Annotated in this window: 30 protein-coding genes and 1 tRNA gene; 14 read left to right on the top strand and 17 right to left on the bottom strand. The window is 44.7% G+C overall.

Annotated features, from left to right (window positions below; translation table 11 throughout):
• Positions 1-14 precede the first annotated feature (14 nt).
• The 3 genes from ACLSU7_RS10495 to ACLSU7_RS10485 all read left to right on the top strand — a co-directional run bounded on the left by ACLSU7_RS10495 (position 15) and on the right by ACLSU7_RS10485 (position 2,770).
• A complete protein-coding gene (locus ACLSU7_RS10495; RefSeq protein WP_413291839.1) occupies positions 15-1,370 on the top strand; it encodes a beta-sandwich domain-containing protein in 1,356 nt (451 codons plus the stop codon).
• A 65-nt stretch (positions 1,371-1,435) separates the two neighbouring features.
• Positions 1,436-2,290 carry a class I SAM-dependent methyltransferase gene (locus tag ACLSU7_RS10490; protein ID WP_413291838.1) on the top strand — a complete coding sequence of 285 codons (855 nt, stop codon included), beginning with the start codon at positions 1,436-1,438 and terminating at the stop codon, positions 2,288-2,290.
• 39 nt (positions 2,291-2,329) lie between these two features.
• Complete coding sequence (locus tag ACLSU7_RS10485; protein WP_413291837.1) at positions 2,330-2,770, top strand: DUF1398 domain-containing protein; 441 nt, start codon at positions 2,330-2,332, stop codon at positions 2,768-2,770.
• On the opposite strand, the gene ACLSU7_RS10480 is transcribed toward ACLSU7_RS10485, so the two are convergent.
• Positions 2,759-3,808: an NAD(P)H-dependent flavin oxidoreductase gene (locus ACLSU7_RS10480; protein ID WP_413291836.1), complete on the bottom strand. Its 1,050-nt coding sequence runs from the start codon at positions 3,806-3,808 to the stop codon at positions 2,759-2,761. The genes ACLSU7_RS10485 and ACLSU7_RS10480 overlap by 12 nt on opposite strands.
• A 61-nt stretch (positions 3,809-3,869) precedes the next feature.
• Here ACLSU7_RS10480 and ACLSU7_RS10475 point away from each other — a divergent pair, with 61 nt between their 5' ends.
• A complete protein-coding gene (locus ACLSU7_RS10475; RefSeq protein WP_413291835.1) occupies positions 3,870-4,631 on the top strand; it encodes an alpha/beta fold hydrolase in 762 nt (253 codons plus the stop codon).
• Here the strand turns inward: ACLSU7_RS10475 and ACLSU7_RS10470 are convergent.
• The 4 genes from ACLSU7_RS10470 to ACLSU7_RS10455 form a co-directional block, all read right to left on the bottom strand.
• The gene (locus ACLSU7_RS10470; RefSeq protein WP_413291833.1) at positions 4,623-5,513 is read right to left on the bottom strand and encodes a response regulator; all 891 of its coding nucleotides are present in this window, start codon (positions 5,511-5,513) and stop codon (positions 4,623-4,625) included. The two genes, ACLSU7_RS10475 and ACLSU7_RS10470, sit on opposite strands and share 9 nt — an antisense overlap.
• Before the next feature lie 132 nt (positions 5,514-5,645).
• Positions 5,646-6,194 carry a 3'-5' exonuclease gene (locus tag ACLSU7_RS10465; RefSeq protein WP_413291832.1) on the bottom strand — a complete coding sequence of 183 codons (549 nt, stop codon included), beginning with the start codon at positions 6,192-6,194 and terminating at the stop codon, positions 5,646-5,648.
• Positions 6,195-6,197: 3 nt separating this feature from the next.
• Positions 6,198-6,548 carry an ArsC/Spx/MgsR family protein gene (locus tag ACLSU7_RS10460; RefSeq protein ID WP_413291831.1) on the bottom strand — a complete coding sequence of 117 codons (351 nt, stop codon included), beginning with the start codon at positions 6,546-6,548 and terminating at the stop codon, positions 6,198-6,200.
• 114 nt (positions 6,549-6,662) lie between these two features.
• Positions 6,663-7,088, bottom strand: a complete 426-nt coding sequence (locus tag ACLSU7_RS10455; protein WP_413291830.1) for a hypothetical protein — start codon at positions 7,086-7,088, stop codon at positions 6,663-6,665.
• Positions 7,089-7,333: 245 nt separating this feature from the next.
• Here ACLSU7_RS10455 and ACLSU7_RS10450 point away from each other — a divergent pair, with 245 nt between their 5' ends.
• On the top strand, positions 7,334-7,735 hold the full coding sequence (locus ACLSU7_RS10450) for an SRPBCC domain-containing protein (protein ID WP_413291829.1): 402 nt from the start codon (positions 7,334-7,336) through the stop codon (positions 7,733-7,735).
• Here ACLSU7_RS10450 and ACLSU7_RS10445 read toward each other — a convergent pair.
• Positions 7,704-8,093 carry a four helix bundle protein gene (locus ACLSU7_RS10445; protein ID WP_413291827.1) on the bottom strand — a complete coding sequence of 130 codons (390 nt, stop codon included), beginning with the start codon at positions 8,091-8,093 and terminating at the stop codon, positions 7,704-7,706. The two genes, ACLSU7_RS10450 and ACLSU7_RS10445, sit on opposite strands and share 32 nt — an antisense overlap.
• Before the next feature lie 202 nt (positions 8,094-8,295).
• A tRNA-Ser gene (locus ACLSU7_RS10440) sits at positions 8,296-8,386 on the bottom strand.
• 199 nt (positions 8,387-8,585) lie between these two features.
• Between ACLSU7_RS10440 and ACLSU7_RS10435 the strand changes: the two genes are divergently transcribed.
• On the top strand, positions 8,586-10,097 hold the full coding sequence (locus tag ACLSU7_RS10435) for a YiiX/YebB-like N1pC/P60 family cysteine hydrolase (RefSeq protein ID WP_413291825.1): 1,512 nt from the start codon (positions 8,586-8,588) through the stop codon (positions 10,095-10,097).
• On the opposite strand, the gene ACLSU7_RS10430 is transcribed toward ACLSU7_RS10435, so the two are convergent.
• Entirely contained in the window at positions 10,094-10,750 is a 657-nt protein-coding gene (locus ACLSU7_RS10430) for a type 1 glutamine amidotransferase (RefSeq protein ID WP_413291824.1), read from the bottom strand. The genes ACLSU7_RS10435 and ACLSU7_RS10430 overlap by 4 nt on opposite strands.
• Positions 10,751-10,815: 65 nt before the next feature.
• On the opposite strand from ACLSU7_RS10430, the gene ACLSU7_RS10425 reads away from it, so the two are divergent.
• The 4 genes from ACLSU7_RS10425 to ACLSU7_RS10410 all read left to right on the top strand — a co-directional run bounded on the left by ACLSU7_RS10425 (position 10,816) and on the right by ACLSU7_RS10410 (position 12,809).
• Positions 10,816-11,328, top strand: coding sequence for a hypothetical protein (locus tag ACLSU7_RS10425; protein WP_413291823.1), 513 nt, complete (start codon positions 10,816-10,818; stop codon positions 11,326-11,328).
• Positions 11,329-11,685: a GFA family protein gene (locus ACLSU7_RS10420; RefSeq protein ID WP_413291822.1), complete on the top strand. Its 357-nt coding sequence runs from the start codon at positions 11,329-11,331 to the stop codon at positions 11,683-11,685.
• A 103-nt stretch (positions 11,686-11,788) separates the two neighbouring features.
• A complete protein-coding gene (locus ACLSU7_RS10415; RefSeq protein WP_413291820.1) occupies positions 11,789-12,316 on the top strand; it encodes an SRPBCC family protein in 528 nt (175 codons plus the stop codon).
• 25 nt (positions 12,317-12,341) lie between these two features.
• Entirely contained in the window at positions 12,342-12,809 is a 468-nt protein-coding gene (locus ACLSU7_RS10410; protein ID WP_413295402.1) for a DUF4442 domain-containing protein, read from the top strand.
• Here the strand turns inward: ACLSU7_RS10410 and ACLSU7_RS10405 are convergent.
• From ACLSU7_RS10405 to ACLSU7_RS10390, 4 genes are all read right to left on the bottom strand, one after another.
• Positions 12,806-13,588, bottom strand: coding sequence for a hypothetical protein (locus ACLSU7_RS10405; protein WP_413291819.1), 783 nt, complete (start codon positions 13,586-13,588; stop codon positions 12,806-12,808). The two genes, ACLSU7_RS10410 and ACLSU7_RS10405, sit on opposite strands and share 4 nt — an antisense overlap.
• Before the next feature lie 126 nt (positions 13,589-13,714).
• A complete protein-coding gene (locus ACLSU7_RS10400) occupies positions 13,715-15,133 on the bottom strand; it encodes a hypothetical protein (RefSeq protein ID WP_413291818.1) in 1,419 nt (472 codons plus the stop codon).
• 10 nt (positions 15,134-15,143) lie between these two features.
• Positions 15,144-16,391 carry a DEAD/DEAH box helicase gene (locus tag ACLSU7_RS10395; protein WP_413291817.1) on the bottom strand — a complete coding sequence of 416 codons (1,248 nt, stop codon included), beginning with the start codon at positions 16,389-16,391 and terminating at the stop codon, positions 15,144-15,146.
• A 54-nt stretch (positions 16,392-16,445) separates the two neighbouring features.
• On the bottom strand, positions 16,446-16,853 hold the full coding sequence (locus ACLSU7_RS10390) for a DoxX family membrane protein (RefSeq protein WP_413291816.1): 408 nt from the start codon (positions 16,851-16,853) through the stop codon (positions 16,446-16,448).
• 79 nt (positions 16,854-16,932) lie between these two features.
• Here ACLSU7_RS10390 and ACLSU7_RS10385 point away from each other — a divergent pair, with 79 nt between their 5' ends.
• A complete protein-coding gene (locus ACLSU7_RS10385; protein WP_413291814.1) occupies positions 16,933-17,898 on the top strand; it encodes a YeiH family protein in 966 nt (321 codons plus the stop codon).
• Positions 17,899-17,919: 21 nt separating this feature from the next.
• Positions 17,920-18,750, top strand: coding sequence for an aldo/keto reductase (locus ACLSU7_RS10380; RefSeq protein ID WP_413291813.1), 831 nt, complete (start codon positions 17,920-17,922; stop codon positions 18,748-18,750).
• Positions 18,751-18,752: 2 nt separating this feature from the next.
• On the opposite strand, the gene ACLSU7_RS10375 is transcribed toward ACLSU7_RS10380, so the two are convergent.
• From ACLSU7_RS10375 to ACLSU7_RS10355, 5 genes are all read right to left on the bottom strand, one after another.
• Positions 18,753-19,253 (bottom strand): hypothetical protein, encoded by a 501-nt coding sequence (locus ACLSU7_RS10375; RefSeq protein ID WP_413291812.1) that lies wholly within the window; start codon positions 19,251-19,253, stop codon positions 18,753-18,755.
• The gene (locus ACLSU7_RS10370) at positions 19,250-20,359 is read right to left on the bottom strand and encodes a 3-oxoacyl-[acyl-carrier-protein] synthase III C-terminal domain-containing protein (protein WP_413291811.1); all 1,110 of its coding nucleotides are present in this window, start codon (positions 20,357-20,359) and stop codon (positions 19,250-19,252) included. The genes ACLSU7_RS10375 and ACLSU7_RS10370 overlap by 4 nt, the downstream gene beginning before the upstream one ends.
• Before the next feature lie 73 nt (positions 20,360-20,432).
• A complete protein-coding gene (locus ACLSU7_RS10365; protein WP_413291810.1) occupies positions 20,433-21,686 on the bottom strand; it encodes an AmpG family muropeptide MFS transporter in 1,254 nt (417 codons plus the stop codon).
• A gap of 21 nt (positions 21,687-21,707) precedes the next feature.
• Positions 21,708-23,348 (bottom strand): hypothetical protein, encoded by a 1,641-nt coding sequence (locus ACLSU7_RS10360; protein WP_413291809.1) that lies wholly within the window; start codon positions 23,346-23,348, stop codon positions 21,708-21,710.
• Positions 23,349-23,398: 50 nt separating this feature from the next.
• Positions 23,399-23,878, bottom strand: a complete 480-nt coding sequence (locus ACLSU7_RS10355) for an HNH endonuclease (RefSeq protein ID WP_413295400.1) — start codon at positions 23,876-23,878, stop codon at positions 23,399-23,401.
• A gap of 209 nt (positions 23,879-24,087) precedes the next feature.
• Here ACLSU7_RS10355 and ACLSU7_RS10350 point away from each other — a divergent pair, with 209 nt between their 5' ends.
• On the top strand, positions 24,088-24,567 hold the full coding sequence (locus ACLSU7_RS10350) for an FKBP-type peptidyl-prolyl cis-trans isomerase (RefSeq protein WP_413291808.1): 480 nt from the start codon (positions 24,088-24,090) through the stop codon (positions 24,565-24,567).
• Between the two features lie 244 nt (positions 24,568-24,811).
• Complete coding sequence (locus ACLSU7_RS10345; protein ID WP_413291807.1) at positions 24,812-25,303, top strand: YajQ family cyclic di-GMP-binding protein; 492 nt, start codon at positions 24,812-24,814, stop codon at positions 25,301-25,303.
• Positions 25,304-25,367 lie beyond the last annotated feature (64 nt).

The following is a 25,367-nucleotide window of genomic DNA, read 5'->3' as shown; positions in this document are numbered from 1 at the left end:
AAAAGGGGTTTCAAATGCATTACGGTAAGATGTTACTTTTATTTCTAGCCAGCGCTCAAATGGCCAGCGCGGCTCCGATTAACTATGCGACGGCACAAACTAACCCAGGATCTCCGGGGAAAGTTTCAGAAAAAGCTAAGCCAGATAAAGGCAATGGACAATTGCCTAAACCACCAGCTCCGCCAACACAACCGACTCAACCGCCAACTGAAAATCAGTACTCTGGCGTGGGAAAAGTTGATTCCGTCACCAGACAAACTGGCGGTGAAGTTTACAGACTTGAGCTGGTGAAAGCGATCCCATTGGTTCGCATCGAGCTGAAATCAAAATTAGGTCGTTCAAAAATTTACTCAGCAAGCTTGGTGACGGATAAAAATGACCGCGTGCCGTTGCGTTTGCTGACAGGAATTAATATTGACGACGGTTCTGCCGCTGTCAGTTCAGAAATTTTGAATGTTCAGACCAATATTGTCGCAGTTGAGATTTTAGCAGAAGCCATGGGTGGGGAATCATCAGTCGATATCATTGCTTATTCGACGAAGGAAGCTCCTCGTTTGGCGTTGGCAAACCGTGTACCTGAGTTCTCATGCAAACGTAGCATTGATTCATTATTAAAAGATAAATTGGATCCTGTGCAATTGTGGGTAGGACGTGCCGAGGGTGCAGCCCCAGGATCGGTTCAGGAGAAATTCGCAGGAAATCAGTTGAAGGAACAAGTTCGTGACTTTGTTTCGACAATTAAATCTGGTGGATCCTATACGACACTTAATTACTTGATCACTTTGATTAACTTCTTTGCTGATCAGTATAACAACGTCCGTGTTGGTGGTGTATCAGAGCCAGCGTATCGTGATTTGCTTCAAGCAGGTAACGACGTGATGATGATCGCAATTCAAAATGAACTGCCTTGTCGTAAATTCCCAAGTGATACTTTGATCAAGATCGCGACTGATTTCTCCAAGAAACTTCAATCCATGCCGGCGGATGCTCGTGCACGCGGTCTGTATGAGAAGTTGACGACTCGAGTTCGTGACTATGCTCCGGACCAATATCGTAAAGAAATCGGCGCGGCGAATTTGTCATTCCGTGATGCCGATAATGAAGGTATCAAGCACTATAAAAACTACGTCACGGCTAAAGACGGTGAGTTTTTCAAAGAAACCAGCAAAAGCATGAGTGCTTACGCTTTCATGGTTGCGGAAAATGCTTTGAAGGTTGAAGTAAAAATGATGGACGTGGAACAACGCTATCAATTGATTGTTGAGTTCCAAGGAAAATACAACTCCAACGGGGAGTATCCACAAGCTGTAGCTGCCAGATATCTGAATATCCTGGCGGAACAGACCTTTGGCTATCGTCTATTCCGTTAAGAGTCTGTCCAGACCACCCCGAAGCTGCGGTTGCCAAACGACCGCAGCTTTTTTATTTTATAGGCATGTCGCTAACGAAAGTAATCCCTGATCATACGGCTGTTCGAGTTGCTCTTTGGAGAGCGCTGCATGTGGAACTTGATTCGGCTCCTCCTGTTTTTGAGGATACGGTGGGGTTGCAGTTAATTTCTCCCGAGGATGGTTGGAAGAATCGTGGTGATATGCATCCCATGGGAACGCGTGGCTATCGTGCTTCGATTGTTGGCCGTGCTCGTTTGTTCGAAGATATTCTTGAAGATAATATTCAGGAAGGTGTCGATCAATATGTCATCTTGGGTGCCGGTGTCGACACGTTTGCGCAACGACGTCCTGATTTAGCATCTAGGGTGAAAGTTTTTGAAATCGATCAGCCTGATACTCAAGCCTGGAAACGCAAGCGTCTGGAAGAAACCGGATTCGGCATCGCTGAAAATTTGATTTTAGTTCCCGTCAACTTTGAGTCAGGGGAATCGTGGCGAAAAAAACTTTCACTGCATGGTTTTAGTGATCTAAAGCCAGCGGTGATCGCATCAACCGGTGTTTCTATGTATCTGACTCGCGAAACGAACAAAGCCACAATAACGGAAATTTCTAAGATGGCGCCAGGAACAACATTTGCGATGACGTTTATGCTGCCATTAGAAATGTTGCCTGCTGAAGAACGCCCGTTACACGAAAGAGTTTATGCTGCTGCGAAAGCCGCTGGCACTCCGTTCATTAGCTTTTTCAAACCGCCGGAGGCCGTGGCGCTGGCGTTGGAAGCCGGGTTCAAAACTGCCAAACATGTTTCGCGAGAAGAAGTTATTGAAAAATACTTTAAGGGCCGCACGGACGGACTAGAACCTTCCCCTGGGGAAGAGTTTTTAATTGCTACAGTCTAGAAACGATTGAAATGGTATTAAAGAAGATGGGAGAAGCCGATGACGAACACTGATAAAAATATTGAAACACTAACTCAAGCACAAAAACGTGCCATGTCTGTTCGTCCTAAAGTTGCTGGATTTCCCTATCTTGCAGAGGCGCTTAGACAAGCGGGTATCCTGAAGAATATTTGGTCATTGCCTTCCTGCCAGTCCATTTATCTGATGAAAGATGGCGGCGTCGTTCAGCAGGGAACTCCGCTTGTGACCGGCACTCATCCTGTTCCTAAATTCGACAAAGATGCTTTAATCAAAGCACTGCGCACGGATCAAGCTGGCAATAGTACTTTTCCAGAGTTTCTGGACTCCGCATGGAAAGCTGGCGTTGTGAAATATGAAGTCGACTTTCCTCGCCGTCAGGTGAATTACTGCGGTGCCAATGGCGAATCGTATCTCGAAGAGTACCCTGCCGTTGAAATCAAAGAATCCTTAGTTGGATAAATACTCCTGCCAAAGGACTTCAATCAGTTCTTTGGCAGGCATTTTTCTGATTTTGGAAAAATGAGTTCCTGCCCACAATGAAAGAAAATCCGATTTTCCCATTTGAGCCGATTTATTTCTGATATCTCTGGTGAAATTATTCTGAGCTGGAAATGGCAGAATGCTTTCTGTCTTGTTTTCCATCTCCCTCATGAACCGATTTTCAATACCGCGGGCGATGCGGCCTGAGAATGCGCGAGTTAACCTGGTTGCTTCGGGTGGTGAGTTTGAAAGAGCATGTCTATACGGAGCGGAAGTGCCAGCTTCGTCGCATAAAAGAAATGCTGTTCCCAGTTGCACCAACTGTGCACCCGCCGAGAGGGCTGCGCGGATACCTTGACCATCCATGATTCCACCAGCTGCGATCACCGGAACTTTAACGCTTTTTACGATCGACTTTGTAAGATCCAACATTCCAATCAGTGGATCCGGTGTTTCGGTCGAAAAAAGGCCTCGATGCCCTCCGGCCTCAACACCTTGAGCGACAATCGCATCTACTTCCAACTCTTGAAGCAATTGAGCTTCCTCAAGAGTGGTCGCAGTTCCCATGGTTAGGATCTTTTGAGACTTGCAGGCTTTAATATATTCTTTAGAGATGAGGCCAAAAGTGAAACTAAAGCCGGCAGGGGCTGCCTTCAGAACGACTTCAAATTGCTTGTCAAAATCTTGAGAGAAAGGGGGATTAAGAGAGGGCGGGGAATTTAAATCCAGCTCTTTTCTATAAGGTGCAAGTGCCGCAATTGCAGATTCAATCTGATTCTTTGAGAGGGTCGGATCCGCCTGAGGTGCAAATAAGTTTACCGCGAAAGGCTTTGCCGTAAGCTCTTTCGTCTGGCGAATGGTTTCATTGATTTGTTCGGGAGTTTCGTAAGCACACCCCAGTGATCCTAGAATTCCGGCATTGGATGCGGCGGCAACTAGCTGAGGAGTTGAGGGGCCGCCCGCCATCGGTGCTAAGATGAAAGGTTTTTCAATGCCAAGACTCTTTATCAAGTTCATATGGATAGAATTTTCTGCCTGAATAGATTCTAAGTCATGTGATTTATGCTAGAGTGTCCATATGGAAATGTATGTGGAAGTCCCCGGTGGAAGATTGTATGCGAAATTATGGGCGCCTGCCGTTGTTGGTGGCCTAGAACCCATTATTTTGTTTCACGATTCTTTGGGATGTGTAGATTTGTGGAAAGACTTTCCCCCAGCTCTTTGCGATACCTTAAAGCGTCCAGTGATTGCTTATGATCGGCTCGGCTTTGGCCGCTCTGACAAAAGAACCCATTTGCCTTCCATTCATTTCATAGAAGAAGAGGCAAATTTTCTTCCTTATATGCTTAAAGCCTTCGACATTTCCAAATGTATTTTATTTGGTCACAGTGTGGGCGGTGCTATGGCTATCGCCTGTGCAGCAAGACATTCAAACAATGTGAGTGCGGTGATTACCGAATCTACTCAAGCGTTTGTTGAAAACATCACTGTCGCTGGAATTTCTAAAGCAGCTCTAGATTTCAAAGATCCTAAATTGATTGAGCGACTTCGCCACTATCACAGTGATAAAACGGAGTGGGTTTTAAACGCGTGGATAGATGTGTGGCTCTCTAGTGACTTTGCCTCCTGGAGTTTAAGAAATGATTTGCCCATGGTGAAGTGTCCAGTGATGGCAATTCACGGGGATCGCGACGAATACGGCTCCCATAAATTTCCAGAAATGATAAGTGAACTTACCGGTGGTGAAAGCGAAATGCATTTGCTGAAAGACTGCGGTCATGTCCCACACCGGGAGCAGCAAGGTGTCGTTTTAGATCTTGTGAAAAAGTTTTTAGCCTGATTTTTTGGAGTTCAAATATTTATCTAAAAGCGCTTGTCCTTCGGGAGTCAGATGGTTATGTAGCTCCGTGATAACTTCCCAGGGAATCAATATCGCATCTAAACTCATAAGATAATTTTTAAGATCATTATCGAGATGCTCTGGCAACAGTGGGTGGGGCTTTCCACTTTCAATGAGGCTGACTGACTGGTCAATAAAAGAGGCGTATTCTTTGATAATTTCTGACAAGGGCGTCAGCATTCGCTGATCTTTATTCAATGCTACACCAATCGTATCTTCGATCTTTTGCGAATACTCCGCCAGTAATGGCCAGATTGCCGTTCTAGCTTTAACACCTAACTCCTGAACGGTTTGAAGGCAGCCGGAAAGATCCAATGAATTCTTGAGTGGCAAGAACTGCTGGAGTTCAGTCAGATGTTCTTTGGCTTCAGCCGTGAACGAATCTGCTTTTGGAGTCTTGGATTCTTGAATCACAGACATTCGTTTTTGCAGATAAGCGTGAATTTCCGGACCCGTTGTTGGTTTTTTCAAAAGGCCCGCGGCACCGTATGTAACTGCCGTTACCAAGCTTGAGTTTTCATACTCTGAGGTTAAGAAAAAGATGGGCAGTCTGTGATAAGCAGGATTCGATTTTAGAATGCACAACAAATTGAATCCACTTTTTCCCGGCATCAGCCAATCCGTCAAAATCACATCGAATTGTTTTCCAGCATAAAGAACCTCTAATGCCTCATCAACTGAACCGACTTGAATAAGTTCATAGGAGTCTTTAAATTCCTCCATTCCACGACTGACTGTTTTTCGTAGAATAGATGAATCATCGATATGAAGTAGTTTTAAGGGCTTTGTCGTCACGATGAACTTATCGAAAATTATTCGCATAAGCTGAAGCTTTGGCCGTTAAACCAGAGCAATGATTTAACTTAGAGAGGTCTCAGTTCTCGGAATGAGGCAAATATCTGAGGAGAACTTTATGTCCATACCAGATGTATTATTTAATAACCGTGCTTTCTTTTAAAGTGCAGAGAGCTTTTGATAAAGTTTAAGACCAATCCACGCGTCTGTAGCAGCGTAAAGGATTTGTTTATTAGTAAGTTCGGCGGCTTCCCAATTTGTCGTTTTTGGGCCTTTGGTGATGGTTCCACCCAGAACTTCTTCAGACATGCTTTTTAAGCCAAAATTCTGCAGGTTTTTGGCCTTAGCCAAAGTTTGCAGTTCCACGAAGCCCTGGTGCGCGAACTGGAAACGCTTATTTAAATTTTTGATATCATCTCGGATGGCGACGCCCGCTTTAATGACATTCGGATTTTCAAAGAGATCTTTGATAAAATCAAAATTTCTGATGTGCTTTAGGCGAATGACGTAGGCATCAGTTTCCGTCGCTAACTGTAACAAAGCCACGGGATGAACCTCGCCTTTTTTAAAGGCGGGGCGGGTTTCAGTATCAAACCCAAGTTCTGTCGCGGACTCAATTGCTTTGGCTACGGATTGGAGCTCGTGGTCCGTGTTAATTAAATGAATCTTTCCAGTAAACGAGAGAATTTTAAAACTAGTTTGATCCATAATTTATTTCTTAAGTAAGGCTTTGATGTTGTCTAAAGGTCTGCCAATGGTGGCCTTGCCGTTGCCCCAAAGAATCGGGCGCTCCATCAAATGAGGACGCTCAGAGAGTCGTGTTGCTATCTCTTCCGGTGAATTCACATCAAAGGGTGCTGCTGTGAAGTCAGCATCTTTTGTTCTTACCAGCATAGACAGAGGACCTTCAAGTTGCGAGATCATTTCTTGAATTTCCTCCTTGCGGAGAGGCTTCTGAATGTAATCAACAATTTGAACAGCTACGGCTTCGGATTCCAAGAATGCCAAAGCTTCTCGACTCTTGCTGCAATTCGGATTGTGATAGAATTTCCATGACGACATAGGGTTTTCTATAACGGGAGGAGTGCGATGGCAATCGAAGAAAACCTAAGGATTGTCGTTATTGGTCTGAAGAGAAAAAGCTTCCCGGATTTCTCCAGGAAGCTTTCGTTATAGCTAGATAGCTTTCAAGTACCAGCCAGTTTCTTTTGTCGTCCAAGTGTTTGATTTTTTCATCTTCATATAGCGGTTGAAATCTTTGGTGTACGCTTTTTTGAAGTTTGTTTCGTGCTTGTTAAACATTTTATCCAACCAAGTGTAGTAGCAAGTGTACATGTGGTTAGATAGGAAGTTGCAGTACCATGCAAACGGCATAGTTTCAGAGAAGTTGAATTTTTTAGAGAAAGCCATGATCTCTTTGTTGAACATGCTCCACCATTGTGTCGCTTCTGTTTTGTGAACGAAGTTACCCACCCAGTAAGTGCGATTACCTTGTTTAAAACCAACTTCCCAACCGTTACCTACAGCTTTAAAGTATGATTTAAAAGTGTAAGGACCATATTGGTATGTTTTCATTTTCATCGTCGTCTTTGTGTTCATCATGTTGCCTTCCTTTTTTTGTTTGGCGTTGAAGCAGAATTCATCTTGCGCATAATTCCTCTCTCACTAAACAAAATTTTTAGTTTGCGAGGGTGATGAAGGAAAAACTAGTCAGTGGTCTCAATGTTACCAAGGATCACTCTGTAGCACTTGTTGGGTTATTGATGGTTTGTGAACGAACGAAGCGGGGAAATAATGTGTTCATTTTTTAAAATGGATTCACCGAACGTCGAGCGAGGAGGACTAAGATGTGTAAAACAATAAAACAAAAAGTTCATTTCAAGGCCCCTCCCGAAGTCATCTACAGCTTGCTCACCAACTCGAAAAAGTACGCGGCCGTAACCGGTAAGAAGGCAAAGATCGGCAAATCAGCGGGAGCCCCCTTTTCGGTAGATGGCGGCCAGGCAACAGGAATAATCGTCGAACTCGTTCGCAACAAAAGAATCGTCCAAGCGTGGCAGGGTCACAGTTTCCCTGAGGGCATATTCTCGATGGCAACGTTAAACCTAAAGCCTATTTCAAAGAACGGAACAGAGCTGGTTTTGATTCATAGAGGAGTGCCGAAAGAAATGATCCCCGCAATCGAGCTCAGTTGGCGCAAGTACAATTGGGATCCGATTAAGAGATATTTGGAGAAAGAGAAACATTAGGCGATTTATTATCTGAGTGCGCTTGGGCAAGCTTCGTTAACATCTTGCCCATAACCTCCAGCTCAGCACGAGTCCATTCCCTTTCTTGAGAAGAAATAATATTCTTCACAAACATAACTTCCAAAATCGGAATGCATTCAAACACCGAACCACGCGCAATCCAAAAAAACTGCCGCTTATCTCCCTTGTGCCAACGACCATTTCCCTCGGCAATATTAAGTGGAATCGAAAGAGCCGCACGACTAAACTGATCAGCTAAGGTGCGACTAACACCCTCACGACTCAACAAATCATCGACAGCTAAATTGAACGCAACAGCCCGCTGATAAACATCCAAATTTTCAAAAGAGAATTTCATGAAAACAAAAAGATGCAAAAAACGAAGCCGCGGAATGTAGGGCTTTACCAAGCTCAACAGAAGGAAAGTCCGCAACCCGTCCCACTTCCAATTTCAAATTTCCAATTTCTAGCCATTTTTGCGCACGAGAATAACTAGCTGGCCTAACGGCGCCGCTGAGAAATTAGAAATTGGAAATTAGAGGATTTTTGCTGCGCAAAAATGGCGGACAGGGAGAGATTCGAACTCTCGGTAGGCTTTTGACCTACACACGCGTTCCAGGCGTGCGCCTTCAGCCACTCGGCCACCTGTCCATCGGGAACGATCTGAAGAGGAGCTAACATAACAATTGCCCCCAGGGAAATCAAGGACGTGGTTTAGGAATATCCGGGTGATATTCGGCTCTTGATTTGATGCGTTAACATTTTGATCTGGCCCAAAACCAAGACCCAGGTCGAGTAATCTTCAGTCCTCCGATTGCCGAATAATATTAATCACTTCGGAGGATTTTACATGAATAAATTGGTCACGATTGCAACGGCAGCAGTGATGGGATTGATCTCGGCTTGTACCAGCAGCTCAACCAAACCAATGGAATCACAATCCTATCGTAATCCCGCCAGCACGGGTGAATTGATCACGGGGAGCCAAAAGGTTTTGGCTGATCTCAACAACTCGCAAGTTTTTAATCCGCAAACTTGTGTGACATTCGTAAATAACGTGACCGACTATCTTTACTATCTGCCAGCGGATCACTTCGTTCCGAAATCTTCTACTGAACAAGAAAGCCTTCGCAAGTATGGCCCTGAAGTCTTAGATACGATTTTCCAGATCCGCGTTTCTTTACATGAAAAACTTCAGGAATTTGATACTCGCTCTGAACTTAGCAAAGACTGCGCAACGAAAGCACGTGAAGGATTTCAATACGCACGTTTTGCTGAAGAGTATCTCTTAGACTGGTTGTACGCGCAGAAAGTTTATAACTTTAAGGCAGCACCAATACTGACAAGTCAAAAACCAAGTACTTGGACCAATCCAAAATTTGAAGGCTTCGAATTGCAGGCGGGTGACGTCATGATCATTCGCGGAAAATCCTATGTCTCAGCGATGATCGCTCGTATCGCAGACGAAGAAGGAAACTTTTCGCATCTTGCTGTTGTGGGTGAGGATAAAGCTGGCAAGAAATATGTGGTGGAAGCGCTTATTCAGTATGGAACGATTGTGACTCCGCTGGAGAAATGGCGCCAGTCTGCAGATGCCCGCGTGGCTTTGTTCCGTCATCCAGATCAAGCACTCGCAAAAAAGGCTTCTCGTTATATTTATGATTATGCCCAGAGTGCCTTGGATAATGGCCAAGGCATTAAGTATGACTTCTCGATGAATGACGACGACTATTCAACGATGTTTTGTTCTGAAGTTGTCAGAATGGCTTACGATAAGGCCTCCAATGGTCAGTTGATCATTCCCAAATTCCGCAGCACTGTCAGTAAATTCAAAGGCAATGCATATCCTCGTTCGCTGGGCGTGACGAAGACTTCTTTGTTTGCCCCGTATGATGTTGAGGTTGATCCACGTTTTGATTTCGTCGCAGAGTTTAGACATATGCCGCTTCTTCGTCAGGTGCGCATGCAAGACGCCGTTTTACAAAGCGTTTATGGCTGGATGATCACTAAAGGTTACAATTTCCACTGGGAGCCAAAACATGCCGGTAAAGCTTACCTTGCAAAAATGGTTCGTCAGTTCGGAATTGCGAAAAACACTCTTCCGAAATACATGCCAGTTGAAAGCATCAAAACGAACGTGCAGTTCGAAGCTGTCGCAAGTGCATTAGAAAAGAATATTTATGCCAAGGAAGCTGAATTCTATAAAAAGAACGGATATCTTCCTTCGTTTCAGGATCTATTGATTATCAATGAAGCCTATCGCCGTAAGGATTGTGCAGACGACAAAGCTCTGCATATCCCTGGCTTCGGTGGTTCACAGTTCCACTGGTTTTTCTACGACGATAACCACAAGTGCGATTAAAGAAATAAAGCATCGAGCTGCTTAAAGTACCACTCCTGCAGAGCTTTTCTTAATGGAAGGGAGTTAAGCATCTCGGTCTTGGTTTGCACATTCCCGGTGCGCGCCGAGAGGTCCTTTTCGGAGCAGTATTTAATCCATTCATCTGTGGCTTCCGGATGAAATTGAGTAGCCACGATATTCTGGCCAACGCGATAACCCTGATTCTTACAAAATTCATTGGTGGCAAAAAGCTCCGCACCTTTTGGTAGGTCGAATGTGCATAGATGAGATTGAAACACCTGCAACGTTTCACCGCCCGACATTTTTACCGGAACAAATCCCGATTCCCAGCCCGCGGAGTGAACAAAGACTTTTTCCCCTAAAACTTCAGCCAGCAGCTGCGCTCCTAAGCACAGTCCAAAAACTTTCTGATCATTTTGCACCAGGTTTTTAAGGAATGCTTTTTCCGCTTGTAACCAAGGGAACTTGTCTTCTTCAAATGCGTTAGCCGTTCCACCACAGATCACCACACCCAGATACGGTTTAAAATCCGGAGCGGGATTTCCCTCCGCGGGATGCCAGTATTCAACCTGAATATGATTCTTTTGAGCCCACTCAAGTGTGGAGCCCGGAGGAACCGTTTGCTGATGTTGGATGATTAATAGCTTTTGCATGTTTAAAAATGCTATCTAATCATTTTCCTATTGTCCATCGAGCAGAGACTTGTCAGTATTTAGGCATGAAAACTATTACGCGTTCTTTAAAAACTTTGGTGTTCTTGTGTGTGATCTTTAATAGCGGTCTTGCGTTGGCGGACGGTATGGGTAAGTTGGGGCTTTTGTATATGAGCTCTTCCTCTGAAGATTCCGGAGCGGAAAGCAAATCCACGCGCACGTTGTACGATGTGGCTCTATACTACAAATTCCAAGGTTCCCCTTGGGTTCTAGGTGGACTTTACCAAAATGACGCGCAGGCATCTGATTCGACGACTGTGAATCGTACTTCTTACGGCGTTAGCGGTGGTTTAATGACCCGCAAAGAAAGCGGCGGATACCTTTTAGCAACTTACTTCGTTTCTTCGACTTACGGCGATTATAAAGAAGGTTCCGGATTCCAATTGGATTTTGGTTATAAAGTTCCAACGAAAATCCCTTTGGCATTTCAGCTTAGCTACAAAAGCTATGATTATTCCAAATACAATCACAAAGATACAAAGCTTGATCCCTATTTCGTCGTGATTGCGGATTTCTAAATGGAAAAGCAAATCGGTAGCTGCCACTGCGGCGAAGTCAAATACGAAGCAACTGGCAGCTTCCAGGAAGTTATCAGCTGCAATTGTTCAATGTGCAGAAGAAAAGGCACCTTGCTGGCATTTGTCCCAGTTGAAAACTTCAAGATGCTTTCCGGAGCTGAAGAACTGGTTGATTATCAATTTGGAAAAAAACAAATTCATCATACTTTTTGTGGTGAATGTGGTGTGACGCCATTTGCTCACGGAACGGCTCCGAATGGCGCAAAAATGGTTGCCATCAACGTCCGCTGTTTGGAAGACGTTGATCTGGATAGTTTGAAGATCACTAAGGTTGACGGAAAATCCTTCCCGATCTAGTCGCGAAGTCAAAAATGCAACCTCGAAATGACTTATATCAAAAACCATCGCTGTAATCTTGAAATACAGGGTGAGGATGATGAAATAGAGTTTCGAGGTGGCCATGTGTAAAAAACTGAAGATACAAATTTCCATTTTGATCCTTGTTTCGAGTTCACTTGGATGGTCGCAAATCAAAATGTTTAAAAACGTGGTTCGCCCCAGCAAAGGAATAGCCGTGACCTACCCCGCAAAACAAATCAGCATTTCAATTGGGAAAAACGTGAATGAAGTATATCAGTTTATTTCCACTCCGGAAAACATGCCTCGGTGGGCGGCGGGCCTAAGCCAGGCAGAGCTGATAAAATCCGGAGATGAGTGGATCGCTGATTCTCCGATGGGAAAAGTAAAAGTTCGCTTTGCCGAAAAAAACAAGTATGGCGTGGTCGATCATGACGTCACTCTTCCTTCCGGTAAAGTGAATCACAATCCTTTAAGAGTGGTTAAAAATGGCGACGGTAGTGAAGTGATATTTACTTTGTATCGTCGTCCTAAGATGTCTGATGTTGATTTTGAAAACGATGCCAGAGCTGTCACAAAAGATCTTCAGAAATTAAAACAGATACTGGAAAAATATGTACGAAGTGATTAACGCCTTTACTGCACTCCTTAGAAAGATGGGCTCTAAAACACCAAGCTGGCTCGTAAAGCATCTGATCAGCCTGTGGATGCCTTATTTGGGGGCAGGAATCAAAATCGAGGAAATTTCCCCTGACTATCGATATATCAAAGTCTGCCTGAAGCAGAGTTGGTATAACCGTAACTACGTTGGGACGCAGTTCGGCGGTTCTCTTTATGCGATGACGGATCCCTTTTATATGCTCATGTTGATCAATAATTTGGGGCAGGATTACTATGTTTGGGATAAAGGAGCGACCATAGACTTCGTTGCTCCGGGAAAAACCAAAGTGACGGCTGAATTTAGAATCAACGATGAGATCATCGAAAAAGTTCTGAAAGAAACGGCCTCTGGCGAAAAATATATCTTCGATCTGCCAGTGCAAGTGATTGATGCAAACGGGGAGCTTGTCGCCTCGGTCCTTAAAAAACTTTACGTTCGAAAAAAGAAAAAAGACCGTCCTTAGAACGAAATTTTAAAGCTGATATCGATATTGTTCGGAATAAATCCTGCGCGGTGACTGATGGTATCTGTCGCATCGACTTCTTTCGCAGCATAGGTATCATAGGCACCCTTTAACATGCTCGCCACCACACTTGAGGCTACGCCAATCCAATAGGCCTGCTTTTTGGTGATGTTAAGTCCTTTATAGGCAAGGGCCGCGCTGGAAACGGCAACCAGACTTCCTGCCACTGAATTGATAATCTTGTCATTGTGCTCAACTGTGTCTTGGTCTTTTGCCAGCAGACCTTGCATCAGAGTACCCGCACCAACTTCCAGTAAAATATCACTGGGGTCGTCGGTTTTAATATTCGCGGGTTTCGAGATGTCAGTTGCAAACTGCAAAACCTGCAAGTCAGCCAGAATTTCATTCTGATCTAAAGTTGCAATAAACTGAATCGTTTCTGGAATTGCATGGTAGTCACTTTTGTTGTCGCACTGAAAGTTTAAAACCGTGAATGGCCCTGTCTTTTGAGCCGTCATGGTTTTTGCGTAGCGGTCATTGCGCACGCTGGGAACGCAGGCCTTTACGAAAAGCTTCCATACAGCCACAGGCGTGTTGGGAATTTTTTGGTTGGTAACTTGAAGCTCGCCTGAGTTCAATTGTAAGGCGCGATCAAGTTTAGATGAATAAGTAAAGTATTCTTTATCTTGAGGGAGATAGATTTTCGTAGCTGACCAAGACAAGCTTGAAAGCAGGCTGATCACGCAAACCACTACGAATTTCATGGATCTTTCTAGCATCCCGTTCCCCTTGTCGCTGGTTCGTTTTGAATAGCGAAAGCTATGCCAGAGCTCAGGTTTATATAGGCGGATTGAAGCCAAGAACGGTGAAATTAGGTAAAAAAGGTGACCAATACTTGGTCACTCTTAGAAAGGAAGATCTTTGTTCGGAAACGTGTATCCCAGAGCTATACCCGCCGCCACAAAAGATGCCGAGTCCACAGTTGTCGGAGTATTGGTTACGTCAGAGATGATATTACTCCACATGCCTTCGGGTACTGAAGCGCTTCGACTAAAGATCTGAACACTCCAGCGCTCTTTGATAAATATCATCGCGCCTATCTCAAGGCCCACAGTCACTCCAAGGCTGTCTTCGCGATAGCCACGACCTTGCCATTCGGTGGAGATGGTATCGTAAGCCAATGTGGGAAAGATATTTAAGTACAAGTTATAGCGATTGTTTCCGTAGTTAAAACTCGGGCCCCAACCCACATCAGTATGAAACCGTTTAAACTGCACGTCCTTCAAAGACGGAATCTCATTAAATTGTTCACGAGCGTAGGAAAAACTTAAACTCGGGGTTAAGCGAAAATGATATCGCCATTCTTGGCGCTTTGAAGGGGGCAGAAAGTTTTTTAAACTGATAGCAGCCAGATACTGCGTAGTCTTTTCAACAAAGCCTTCAGAGCTGACTTCCTCTGCTTGCACATTTTGTTCGTTAATAGTCAGACTGGTTCTTCCGGAAGCGGGAATAATGAAAATGGAATTAGGTAAAAGGTTTACTACCTCAGAGTTGCGATCCGCCCAACCCACATCATAGATGGAGGGAGTCAGGGATTTATCGAAAGCAAAGTCCATGCTTTTAGAGTCCGCGGGATTTAAAACATCTTGAAGCTTACCTTTAACCAATACTTTTTGTGGATCGGAAGAAATATCCACTGTGCCGAGGTATATTTTTGAAGCCTTCAAGCGATAGGCAGCCTCGTAGCGGTCGGCTTTGTCTCCCTGGCCATCGTTGTCCATGTCATGATCATTAAAAACTGGCAGCGACTGATTGTATGAAAGAACCGTTGCCCATGTTTGCTTGCCACTTAAATCCGCGCTGATAAGTCGTCCCACTTCGTCTGCAATATTCGGATGGGCCGCAAGCGGGGGAGCGACTGCTATTAAGACGGGAGGTTGATATCTGCCTTGCTGAGATGCGGGAAAATCAAGAGTAACGTCGTCTGCATACTCCCAAGCAGCACCCGTTAATAAATCCGTGGCCCATCCAATCGGTGCCCAACTTAAAAAACCTAGGTTGCCAGCAAAGCTTCGTCCCCAGCGGTATTGACCATCGAGTTCTGCTTCAGTTTTGGATTTTCCATTTTCTGCAGTTAATTGCAGTGAGCTTTTTCGGGGGATTTCTGCAAGGAGGGGAGCTTGACCCAGGAGTTCGCCATCTTGATAGACTTTGGCTCCCGGGGAGTTTGTGTGAACGTGAATGATTTGGCGTCGTCCGCCGCTGGTTGCGCAGGCTGAAAGAATCAAGCTGAGGGTAAGGGCTGCGCAAATTCTAAATTTCATTTCCGTCGTTTTACTTTTTCTTCCACTTCGCTTTTTTAGGATTTGCAAACAGATCTTCGCTATCAAGCAGGGCTTGAAGGCTCTTATCAATATCTGAAGTTTCCGGTTGAGAAGCGATAATTTTATAATCGGCTTTGTTTACTTTAATAACTTCAACCGGCTTGGTCAACAAAGCCTCGATATTCGCAAGTTGTTCTTTTTCTTCCGTCGCGCAGAAGGAAACAGCGATACCTTTGTTAAAACCGCGGCCTGTACGACCGATACGATGAACGTAATTTTCAGGTTTTTCTGGTAGGTCATAATTTATAACATGTGTTACGTCAGGGATATCAATACCACGAGCACTCACATCCGTCGCGATCAGGATTTTGCATTCACCTTTGCGGAAGGCTGCCATCACGTCAGCGCGGTCGACTTGATCTTTTTCTCCATGCAGAGTCAAAGACGCGATATTAACCCGCTCAAGTGCTTTAGCGACGCGTTCGGCACGGACGCGAGTCCGAACAAAGACGATGAATTTACCATCTGGATTTTGATTGATGTACTCGGCCAGGAAGAAACGTTTGTCATCCATTTCGACGAACATCACAAAGTGCTTTACGTTTTTTGAAACCGGATCTTCTGGAGAAATTTCGATGCGGATCGCGCTGCTACGAACTTGAGAGTATGCAAGCTTTTTGATCTCTGGATTGATCGTCGCAGAAAAGAATAAAGTCTGGTGACGACGATTCAACTTGCGTTTGATATCTTCGATATCATCAATGAATCCTAAGTCCAACATCTGGTCCGCTTCGTCCAAAACCAAGTGCTCGATGAAATTCAAATTAATGAAGCCCTGAGAGATCAAGTCAAACATACGACCCGGAGTTGCGATCAAAACGTCAATGCCGTCTTGAAGCTTTTTGATTTGCGCATCTTGTTCGATACCGCCAAACAATGCGAAGGGTTTCACCTTCGTGTGTTTGGAAAGTTTATTAAACACTTCACCGATTTGCTGAGCCAGCTCACGAGTTGGAACAAGGACGAGGCATTTGATACCGATCGCGCGCTTGCTGCTTTTTTCGGAGTGAATCATGTTGATCAGTGGAATAGCAAAGGCCGCTGTTTTACCTGTACCGGTTTGAGCGATTGCCAGAACGTCTTCGCCTTTAAGGATAGAGGGAATGGCTTTAAACTGAATATCAGTCGTGCGGAAATAGCCGTTATCTTCAAGGTTGCGAAGAAGGTCTTCAGAGAGGTGGAATTTTTCGAATTTCATGGACAGACCTCTATCATGGAGAGGTCTGTCGTGTCCAACTTGCTGAATTATTTACTATTTTTTGTGAAACAAAGCCTTAACTTTAGGCGCATATGGAGGCGCGAAAAAGGCTAAATAGATCATTAAAGCTCCCAGGATCAAAGCTAGAGGCACGCCACTTGGAGCCAGGAACGCGTGGATAAAGAAAATGTTCAAAACGACCGGAGCCAGGATGACAAGGCAAAGTGGGACGAACCAGCCAATCAGAATCAAAAATCCACAGACGGTTTCGGTAATTTTAAGCAGCGGCATGAAATAAACAGAAGCAACGATCCCTTGGAAGTAAGTCAATAGTGCTGGTGGCATACCTTCCATCGGTGGAGGTGGCATCAACCCCATCTGTTGCGCAAGTCCCGCAACTCCTGAAAGGAAAAAGATCAAACCGAAAAGAATACGCGCGATCATTGGTAGTTTAGCTTTCATGATGAATACCCCTTTTAAATATTGGAGCTTATCTTCAATTTAGTATCAACCAAGAATTATGTCGGTTACTCTTTTCCCTATGAATACACAAAGAATCCAATATCTAGTTTCGATGGCACTCATCCCCTTGCTTGCGGTGGCGTGTTTTGTTTTTAATTTTTCGTCAGCACTTGCCTTGGTTTTAGGATTGGTTACCGCGATCACTGTTGGCAATCCCTATATTTCGAAAACACGTAAGTTGACGTCGAACCTATTAAGCATCGCCGTTGTTGGTTTGGGGGCGGGGATGGATTTGAATGTCGTAGGCCGAGTGGGAGCTCAAGGTGTGGGTTACACCGTGCTTGGCATCTCGTTGACCCTGATTTTTGGTTATTTCCTAGGTAAAGTTTTGAAAACTGAGCGCGATACTTCGATTTTGATTTCGGCCGGTACCGCCATTTGCGGAGGCAGTGCCATTGCAGCGGTATCTTCGTCAATCAAAGCCAAGCCCCATGAAATCTCAGTTTCATTGGGTGTCGTTTTTATGCTGAATGCCTTGGCGTTGATTGTTTTCCCACTTGTGGGTCATCACTTCAATTTAACTGAAGGTCAATTTGGTCTGTGGAGTGCGCTCGCAATTCATGACACCAGTTCCGTTGTGGGAGCTTCCATGCAATACGGTGCTCACGCTTTGGAAGTGGGAACAACAGTGAAACTTGCAAGAGCCTTGTGGATTGTTCCCGTGACATTGTTCTTTGGATATTTAGTTTCCCGCAAACAAGAAGCTACGGCTGGCAAAACAAAATTTCCGTGGTTTATTCTGGGATTTTTACTAGCAGCTGCTCTAGTTACTTGGATCCCTCAGCTTCAGGGAGCAGGAAAAGTCGTTAACGAACTTGCCAAAAAACTTTTAGTGGTCACCTTGTTCTTGATCGGCGCGAATTTGACTCGCGACACATTACGTAGTGTCGGCGTGCGGCCATTGATCCAAGGTGTTTTACTATGGGTTATTGTTGGCGGACTGACATTAGCAGCAATTTTAGCGGGCTGGATCGGACTCGCTTAATACCTGAATAAAGGAAATTCCATGGCTTTCAAATCAGCAATTACATTAAGAGACGGCACGCACATGCCTCAATTGGGCTTCGGTGTTTGGCAGGTACCAGATGACGGTGCAGAGTCTGCCGTTAGTGAAGCTTTGAAAGTGGGCTACCGATCAATTGATACGGCGGCCATTTACCGCAATGAAGCTGGTGTCGGCAGAGCCCTTAAAAATAGCGGCCTAGCACGCGAGGAAATGTTCATCACAACAAAACTTTGGAATGATGATCAAGGCTATGACAATGCGATGAAAGCAGTTGATGCCAGTTTGGAAAAGTTAGGAATCGAACAAGTTGACTTGTATTTAGTGCACTGGCCATCTCCCCACCGTGGACTTTATCTTGAAACCTGGAAAGCCATGGTGGAGATAAAAAAACAGGGCAAAGCAAAATCCATTGGTGTTTCGAATTTCATGCCTGAACATCTGACTCGGATTATCGATGCGACCGGTGAAGTTCCAGTTCTAAATCAAATCGAACTTCATCCAAAATTCCAACAAAAGAATTTACGTGAATTTCATGAGAAACATGGAATCTTCACGGAGTGTTGGAGTCCGCTGGGCCAGGGAAAACTTTTAGATGATTCTCACCTGAAAGAAATCGCAGCCAAACATGGTAAATCTACAGCGCAGGTGATTTTGCGTTGGCACTTGCAGAATAATTTTATCGTGATTCCGAAATCCGTGACACCTTCACGCATTAAAGAAAACTTTGATGTTTCTGATTTTAAATTAAGTGCTGAAGATATGGCTAAGATTGAAAAGATGGATAGTAAGGACGGTCGCATAGGACCAAATCCAATGACAGCAGAGTTCTAAACTTATTCGCGAAAATAATCATAGCGATCTTCTTGTGAAAGATCGCTATAAAGAGCGGCTCTGCGCCGCTCTTGCAGTCTGTACTCGATGAAATTCCAATACACGATCTGATAGACTAAAAAGATCACCACTCCCACAGCAGTCGTTAAAACCATTTGTTGGTGTGTCTCCCATATTCTGACGGCCGAAAACAACAATAACGGATGAACTACGAAAAGCAGGGCGTGCAACCACATTTCCATCGCAGAGCAAAACTTGCGATGAACCCATTCATCTTTGGTGATAAAGACACACGAAAATATCGCCATGGAATAATAAATGATTTCAGTGGAGGAGTTTTTGGGTGCAAGTCCAATGAAAAGCAAGCACGACAGAACCGTTGCTGTGTCCATGGGGTGTCCCAGTCTTTCCCAGCGTGGAAGTCCTCTTTTGTGATGAAAAAAAACTTCATCGACAAAAATAAGAATACCCTGAAGAACGGTGAGAACCAGGAAAGCACTCATAACTTCTCCATTAATCCCCCGCAGACGGTCAGACCGGGACCGAATGCGTAACTAACGATCTGAGTTCCTGAAGGCACGTTCTCATCGTGGATAATGGATTCCCACAAATGTGGCAGTGTTGCCGAAGACATATTGCCCCGGCGATGTAAAAGTCGACGACTGGCTTCGACCTGCGAATCTTTTAGTTCTAAATGGTGAGCCACCTGGTCGATAATTTTCGGTCCGCCCGGATGGACGGCAAATAGCGCATTTTTCTGAAGTTGAGGCAGATCATACCCACGCTTTTTCAACCAGCGCTCGGTGAACTCGCGGATTTTTGTTCCGACCATCGATGGCACATCTTTAGAAAGTGTCATTTTCATTCCCCAATCTGAAACCATCCACTCCATCGCATCAGCGGTGTCGGGAATAATCTCTTCATACAGGGATAAAATTTTAAAACCTGATTCCGGTTGATCGTGACTCATGCGATAAGCAATACAGCCGTCGGCAAACAGACTTTGAATCACCATCTGCTCAAGCGAAGACTCTTCGGGATTTAAGTGCAGACTGCAGAGTTCGGTGTGAACCAAATCCACACAGCGCTTTTCTCCTAATATAGATTCATTTGCTAAAAATCCTGCCGCCATTCTTAATGCCGGAAAGGCGCCATAACATCCCATGTGATAGGAATGAGTGACGGTCACGGGCTTTGGTGATTTAAGAGCTATTAGCTGCGCGGCACTTGGCGAAACGTATCCTGTGCAGCTGACGTGGATCATATCGTCAGGATATGCACGTTCATGGTAAATCTGTTTAAATAGATCTTGAACGATCTTGTGATAGTACTCGTGACGGTAATGCATGCTGACGCCGCGATTACTGACGGGAATAGGATAAATTTTATTCTGCGACCAATCCATTTCGCCCACATCAGGTACGAAAAAATATCGTTGCTGAATTTGTTGGGACGAGCAGCCCACTCGGTGGAGCATTTTTAAATACTCTTCCTTGGTGTGGGACTGGCCTTTTTGTGCAAGCTGATGGGCTGTTGAAAGCCAATCAAGACTGGCATCCTGGGCAACCTGATACGGAGGCACGATGGAGTGAAATTTTCCTAGGTACATGACTCCATGCTAAGTGGGCGCGTACACCTCTTGTAGATCCAGTGTGAACATACACCGGGAGGCTAACTAAATTTTACGAATCAAGAGCTTCATCGGTGTGATACTTTTTCATGCCTATAAGCATGAGCAATCCTGGAATCGCAATCAGTGCGCAGGCATAAAAGAAATTCGCCCAACCCAAATGCTTAACCAAGTCTCCCGTAAAACCAGAAAAGAATGTTCTTCCCAAAGTCGCAACACTGGAAAGAATCGCATATTGAGTTGCTGTGTATTTCTTGTTGCTAAGTGCGGCCATGAAAGCCACGAACGCTGCGGTAGCCATACCTGTGCTGATATCTTCAAACACGATGACTGCAGCGAAAGGAACTAAAGCATTGCCAGTAAATGTGAGGACTGCAAACGCCGCTGTGGATATCGCCTGCAAAATACCAAACACCCACAGACTGCGATAAATGCCGATGTAGTAGATGGCGATGCCGCCAAAAAACAATCCCACTAGCGAAGACGCCGTTCCGAAAACCTTCGCTACCAATCCGATATCGGCGTTCGTGAATCCCATTTGTACATAGAATGGCTGCAACAAAGCACCGGCCAGGGCGTCGCCGAGTTTAAACAACAAGACAAACAAAAGAATATAAGCAGCTCCCGGTCTTCTTAAGAACTCAGCAAAAGGCTCAACGGCGGCCTGATATAGCGATTTCGGCGGAGGAGAATCAAGTTTTGGTTCGGGTGCGAAGAATGTCGTTAAAAGTCCGATGCCCATGATCGCAGCCATCAGGAAATACAACTGCCCCCAAGAAATTGGCCAGAACTCATTTCCGACCATGCCGATACCCAAACCACCTGATACCAGCATCGCAATTCTATATCCGTAGATATTCAGAGAAGACCCCAAACCCAATTCCTGATTCGAAAGTATCTCGCGGCGGTAAGCATCGATCGCGATATCTTGAGTGGCACTAAAGAAGGCAATCAACACGGCCATGATCGCCATTAAGCTTAAATTGTTCAACGGGCTTAAAGTTCCCAAGAATAATAACGAAGCCATAATCGCAATCTGCGTTGCCATCATCCAGCTACGGCGGCGGCCGACTTTAAATAAAGTATAGCGATCCAGCAGAGGCGACCACAAAAACTTCAAAGAGTAAGACAATCCCACCCAGCTAAAGTAACCGATCGTGCTGATATCAACCTGCTCGCGGGCAAGCCAGGTTTTTAACGTTCCGCCAGTCAGTGCCAGAGGTAAGCCGCTCGCAAAGCCCAGAAACAGGACGATAAGCATGTGTTTGCTAAATAAGTCTTTCAGGATATTTTTCTTAGCTGCCATTACTGTGATGTCTCTCTCTAGTTACTTAGTCAGGTTTTTAAGTCTTTTGCGCATCGTCCACAACAGATGACTGATGTAAGGTCTGCGGCTTTCTCCGGTGGTTACCATCAAAAGTTTTGTGATCTTTAAATTTACGGAATCGGTGTAAAGCAAGATCAGCATTTCATATATGAAGTTGGTATTTAAGGTCACGTGATTGTCCGTACCTACTCCCAACTGCACACCTTTTTTCTCCCACCACGAGAACGGATGGTCCTTATAGTCTTCGAATTTACCAGTGAGTTTGTTATTCGAGGAGGGAAGTGAAACCAGGGTCACACCTTTTTGAATCATTCGGTTCAAAACGTCATGTTGGTAATGTTCAACTTCACGAGCGGTATGGAATTTTGCTTTTACCAGCAAAACTTTTTCTGCGTCATTTAAACGCTCGCCCTTCAAAAGTTTTTCCAGGACATGGCGGTTGTCAGCCCAATCAAGTTCCGTCAACTCACGGTACAGGGGATCTTTTTCTGTAAAGCCCTTGCCCTCGTTATTGCGTTTAATGAAATCCTGATACAGGCGGTGGAAGTATTTATTAGGATTAATTCCCAAGCTAATTCCATGCTCTAGTGTATCTATGTGCCAGATGTTCATGGCATTATCCACAGCCTGGATTCCTTTTTTCAAAGTGTGCCAAGTTTCACCGTGATGCGAGCGGATTTTAAAACCACGATACTGCAGTTTTCTAAAACCCATCTTCATTTCATTAAAGTGCTCTTTACGGTAAAGCTCGCGTTCGTCACCTACAGTATCCGCATCCGTCATTACTTTTTGCAAAAATGGATATTTATCCAACATTTGAACCAGCTCGTCGATCTGGGACATGAAATGTTCTTTGCGAGTTTTAAAATTTTCCGCATCAAAATGATTGGCTTCTTTGCGGAATGACGGTGAAAGGATGAAGCGGAACTCACTGTGCTCGTCCTGGAATTTTTTAAAGCCGTCATACAGACCTAAAACAACGTCCTCGGGTGTGACATCGTCAATACCAGGAATTTGCTCTGAAGAGCTGGAGGTCGAACGTGACAGGGAAAATTTAAGGCGAACCGAGCCGACATTAAAGTTTTTCCACAGATCATTCGCCATGTGGTAGGCAGCCTCCGCATGGACCTCACGATTTAAAAAGATCAATTTTGGAAGATACAGAATTTTTAAATAACGGGCGAAGCCTTCGTTTTCCTGCAGACGAATCAGCTTATCAACATCTTCAACACTGCGAATTGGTAAAGCTTGGGGACCGTAAACTTCAGAAATCTTTTGCTCATAGATCTCTTTGTCAGGACCTTCCAAAAGTTTTTTCAAACGGGGATAAATGAAATCAGCGGAAATCGCGCCCGTCAGATGAATGTGCTCTTCATGGTATTTCAACGGGAAATTTTTAAAGAACTCAAACAAGGCTGCCGAGATCGGGTGCTTTAATAAAGTCGTGATAGTGATTTCATTGATTTGAAAACGATTTAGCAGATTGCGAAAGTCCGCAACCAGTTTGTACGCTTCCGGATTTTTGTCGTTTAAATCAGATGAAAGCAGCAAATCCAATGTGTCGGATAATGAAATCCCATTAGTTTCACTGATGATAGTAGTCAGAGCTGCGACCAGCTGATTGTGAATGTCCTTATTCACGCAAGCCCCCTTTGTAAAAGGTTAGCTGGGAATAAGGACGATGTACACGACTATCCCGTTTTTAGGATCAGGTAGGGTGCCCAGTCAGGCGGAACGTGATCGGCGCTGATTTCCAACTGTAAAGTTGGCAGCCAATTCGGTGCGCGCGGTTCTGTCAACAAAGGCATATTCGCAGTTCTTGGAGTGCGATTTGCTTTTCGTTGGTTGCATTCGCGGCAGGCTGAAACAACGTTAGTCCAATTTTTCGGTCCATTATGAGAGGCAGGTACGACGTGATCAAGAGTGAGCTGTTTGGCGTTGAGTTTTTCGCCACAGTACTGGCAGGTGTAGTTATCGCGGATATATACGTTTTCTCGACAGAAGCGGACAGCATGGCTTCCCCTCGGTTTAACGTATGATTTGAGTCTCAATACGCTGGGGAGCTGAAACCTTCGCTGGAAAGACCGGGCGAAAGTCTGGTGATACTCGAGTATCTCCACTTTGTCCTGAAACCACAATATTAAGGCCTTTTGCCAACTTACAACCCGCATGGGTTCGTAACTTGAGTTAAGCAGTAAGGACCTCAGTGAGGTCATGTGCTGCATGTATCCCCCGTTCTGGTGCGTTCCTATACTCAAGTATATCTAATATTGAGCCGGAAATTCAAGCTCTACGCCAATTGTGTCGCAGATGAGGGCTTTTATATTGCCAAAAGGCTAGGAAAAGTGGGATACGGACGTATCAAATAAGGAGACTCATTATGAGAAGAGTATTGGCATTTAACTACGTTCTAAAAGGCCCAGATGGTCAAATCCTTGATAAATCTGAAAAGGGTCATCCATTGCCATACCTTGAAGGTGCAGGACAAATCCTTCCTAAACTTGAAGAAGAAATCAAAGACATGAAAGAAGGCGATAAGAAAAATGTAAAGCTTGCCGCTAAAGATGGTTACGGCGAAATCCGCGACAACATGTTCATGGACGTTCCTAAAGAAGAACTTGCTCACCTTCCACAATTGGAAATCGGCGCGCACCTTCGTTTGGAATTGGGCGAAGGTCAACACATCGTTCGCGTAACAAAAATCACTGACTCTCATGTAACTCTAGACGGCAACCACCCATTGGCTGGCCAAAATCTAGAATTCGACATCGAGATGGCGTTGATCAGACCAGCCACAAAAGAAGAAGAACAACACGGCCATCCTCATGGCTTACACGGCGACGCCGGTCACCACCACTAAGAGTTGGTGAAAACGGCCCGATCGACTGCGTTGTCGGGCCATCTCCTCGCTCCGACGTGCCTGAAGCACGCCTGCGCTGTGGGGATGACCCTCCGCCTTGCGCTCGAACCGTTTTGACCAACTCTACTTCTGCGACGATTTGTTGGGGAGGGGGAGTTGGTCTTTGTTTTTTAGGGGATGTTGGAAGTTGCCAATTTCCAATCTCCAATTTCAAATTTCCAAAAAATTTCGGAGAAATTTTTTTATGCCTTCGTTTGATATTGTTTCTGAGTTGAATCTTCAAGAGGTTGATAATGGGATTAATCAGGCTCGTAAAGAGGTTGAGGGTCGTTATGACTTTAAAGGGAGTAAGGCTGAGATTGGTTGGGACAAAGATAAAAAAGAAATTAGTTTGTCTGCCGAAGATGAATATAAAATCGAACAAATGGGCAGTATCCTTCAGACGAAATTGCACCGTCGTGGAGTAGATATCAAAGCCACTAAGTTCGATAAAATTGAGCCGGTGGGTGGAAGAATGCTCCGCCAGAAGGTCACTTTACAGCAAGGTATTGACCGCGAAGTTGCTAAGGAAATTATCAAAGCGATTAAAGACGCTAAACTAAAAGTTCAGCCTCAAATTGCAGATGATAAAGTAAAAGTAACTGGAAAAAGTATAGATGAATTACAAGAGTGTATTGCTCTGATTCGCTCTGGGAATTATGCGGTTCCATTGCAGTTTAATAATATGAGATCCTAAAATTGGGCTTGCACGGAAATTGGGCTATGCTAGCCTTAATCTAGTTTACCCAAGTTCCCCGTGT

It is taken from the genome of Bdellovibrio sp. HCB185ZH (genome assembly GCF_047302455.1).
In the GTDB taxonomy this organism is placed as follows: Bacteria; Bdellovibrionota; Bdellovibrionia; order Bdellovibrionales; family Bdellovibrionaceae; genus Bdellovibrio.
Note: the sequence above shows the minus strand (reverse complement) of the source record. Positions and strands in the feature narration are given on the sequence as shown.

Bases quoted from the DNA above. Each gene is read 5' to 3' on its own strand.
- ACLSU7_RS10420 (WP_413291822.1), top strand. From the start codon at position 11,329: ATGGAAAAGCAAATCGGTAGCTGCCACTGCGGCGAAGTCAAATACGAA.
- ACLSU7_RS10385 (WP_413291814.1), top strand. From the start codon at position 16,933: ATGAATACACAAAGAATCCAATATCTAGTTTCGATGGCACTCATCCCC.
- ACLSU7_RS10400 (WP_413291818.1), bottom strand. From the start codon at position 15,133: ATGAAATTTAGAATTTGCGCAGCCCTTACCCTCAGCTTGATTCTTTCA.
- ACLSU7_RS10390 (WP_413291816.1), bottom strand. From the start codon at position 16,853: ATGAAAGCTAAACTACCAATGATCGCGCGTATTCTTTTCGGTTTGATC.
- ACLSU7_RS10415 (WP_413291820.1), top strand. From the start codon at position 11,789: ATGTGTAAAAAACTGAAGATACAAATTTCCATTTTGATCCTTGTTTCG.
- ACLSU7_RS10480 (WP_413291836.1), bottom strand. From the start codon at position 3,808: ATGAACTTGATAAAGAGTCTTGGCATTGAAAAACCTTTCATCTTAGCA.
- ACLSU7_RS10365 (WP_413291810.1), bottom strand. From the start codon at position 21,686: ATGGCAGCTAAGAAAAATATCCTGAAAGACTTATTTAGCAAACACATG.
- ACLSU7_RS10470 (WP_413291833.1), bottom strand. From the start codon at position 5,513: ATGCGAATAATTTTCGATAAGTTCATCGTGACGACAAAGCCCTTAAAA.
- ACLSU7_RS10465 (WP_413291832.1), bottom strand. From the start codon at position 6,194: ATGGATCAAACTAGTTTTAAAATTCTCTCGTTTACTGGAAAGATTCAT.
- ACLSU7_RS10435 (WP_413291825.1), top strand. From the start codon at position 8,586: ATGAATAAATTGGTCACGATTGCAACGGCAGCAGTGATGGGATTGATC.
- ACLSU7_RS10475 (WP_413291835.1), top strand. From the start codon at position 3,870: ATGGAAATGTATGTGGAAGTCCCCGGTGGAAGATTGTATGCGAAATTA.
- ACLSU7_RS10395 (WP_413291817.1), bottom strand. From the start codon at position 16,391: ATGAAATTCGAAAAATTCCACCTCTCTGAAGACCTTCTTCGCAACCTT.
- ACLSU7_RS10425 (WP_413291823.1), top strand. From the start codon at position 10,816: ATGAAAACTATTACGCGTTCTTTAAAAACTTTGGTGTTCTTGTGTGTG.
- ACLSU7_RS10430 (WP_413291824.1), bottom strand. From the start codon at position 10,750: ATGCAAAAGCTATTAATCATCCAACATCAGCAAACGGTTCCTCCGGGC.
- ACLSU7_RS10495 (WP_413291839.1), top strand. From the start codon at position 15: ATGCATTACGGTAAGATGTTACTTTTATTTCTAGCCAGCGCTCAAATG.
- ACLSU7_RS10450 (WP_413291829.1), top strand. From the start codon at position 7,334: ATGTGTAAAACAATAAAACAAAAAGTTCATTTCAAGGCCCCTCCCGAA.
- ACLSU7_RS10355 (WP_413295400.1), bottom strand. From the start codon at position 23,878: ATGCGGGTTGTAAGTTGGCAAAAGGCCTTAATATTGTGGTTTCAGGAC.
- ACLSU7_RS10380 (WP_413291813.1), top strand. From the start codon at position 17,920: ATGGCTTTCAAATCAGCAATTACATTAAGAGACGGCACGCACATGCCT.
- ACLSU7_RS10370 (WP_413291811.1), bottom strand. From the start codon at position 20,359: ATGTACCTAGGAAAATTTCACTCCATCGTGCCTCCGTATCAGGTTGCC.
- ACLSU7_RS10350 (WP_413291808.1), top strand. From the start codon at position 24,088: ATGAGAAGAGTATTGGCATTTAACTACGTTCTAAAAGGCCCAGATGGT.
- ACLSU7_RS10460 (WP_413291831.1), bottom strand. From the start codon at position 6,548: ATGTCGTCATGGAAATTCTATCACAATCCGAATTGCAGCAAGAGTCGA.
- ACLSU7_RS10455 (WP_413291830.1), bottom strand. From the start codon at position 7,088: ATGATGAACACAAAGACGACGATGAAAATGAAAACATACCAATATGGT.
- ACLSU7_RS10490 (WP_413291838.1), top strand. From the start codon at position 1,436: ATGTCGCTAACGAAAGTAATCCCTGATCATACGGCTGTTCGAGTTGCT.
- ACLSU7_RS10410 (WP_413295402.1), top strand. From the start codon at position 12,342: ATGGGCTCTAAAACACCAAGCTGGCTCGTAAAGCATCTGATCAGCCTG.
- ACLSU7_RS10405 (WP_413291819.1), bottom strand. From the start codon at position 13,588: ATGCTAGAAAGATCCATGAAATTCGTAGTGGTTTGCGTGATCAGCCTG.
- ACLSU7_RS10345 (WP_413291807.1), top strand. From the start codon at position 24,812: ATGCCTTCGTTTGATATTGTTTCTGAGTTGAATCTTCAAGAGGTTGAT.
- ACLSU7_RS10445 (WP_413291827.1), bottom strand. From the start codon at position 8,093: ATGAAATTCTCTTTTGAAAATTTGGATGTTTATCAGCGGGCTGTTGCG.
- ACLSU7_RS10375 (WP_413291812.1), bottom strand. From the start codon at position 19,253: ATGAGTGCTTTCCTGGTTCTCACCGTTCTTCAGGGTATTCTTATTTTT.
- ACLSU7_RS10485 (WP_413291837.1), top strand. From the start codon at position 2,330: ATGACGAACACTGATAAAAATATTGAAACACTAACTCAAGCACAAAAA.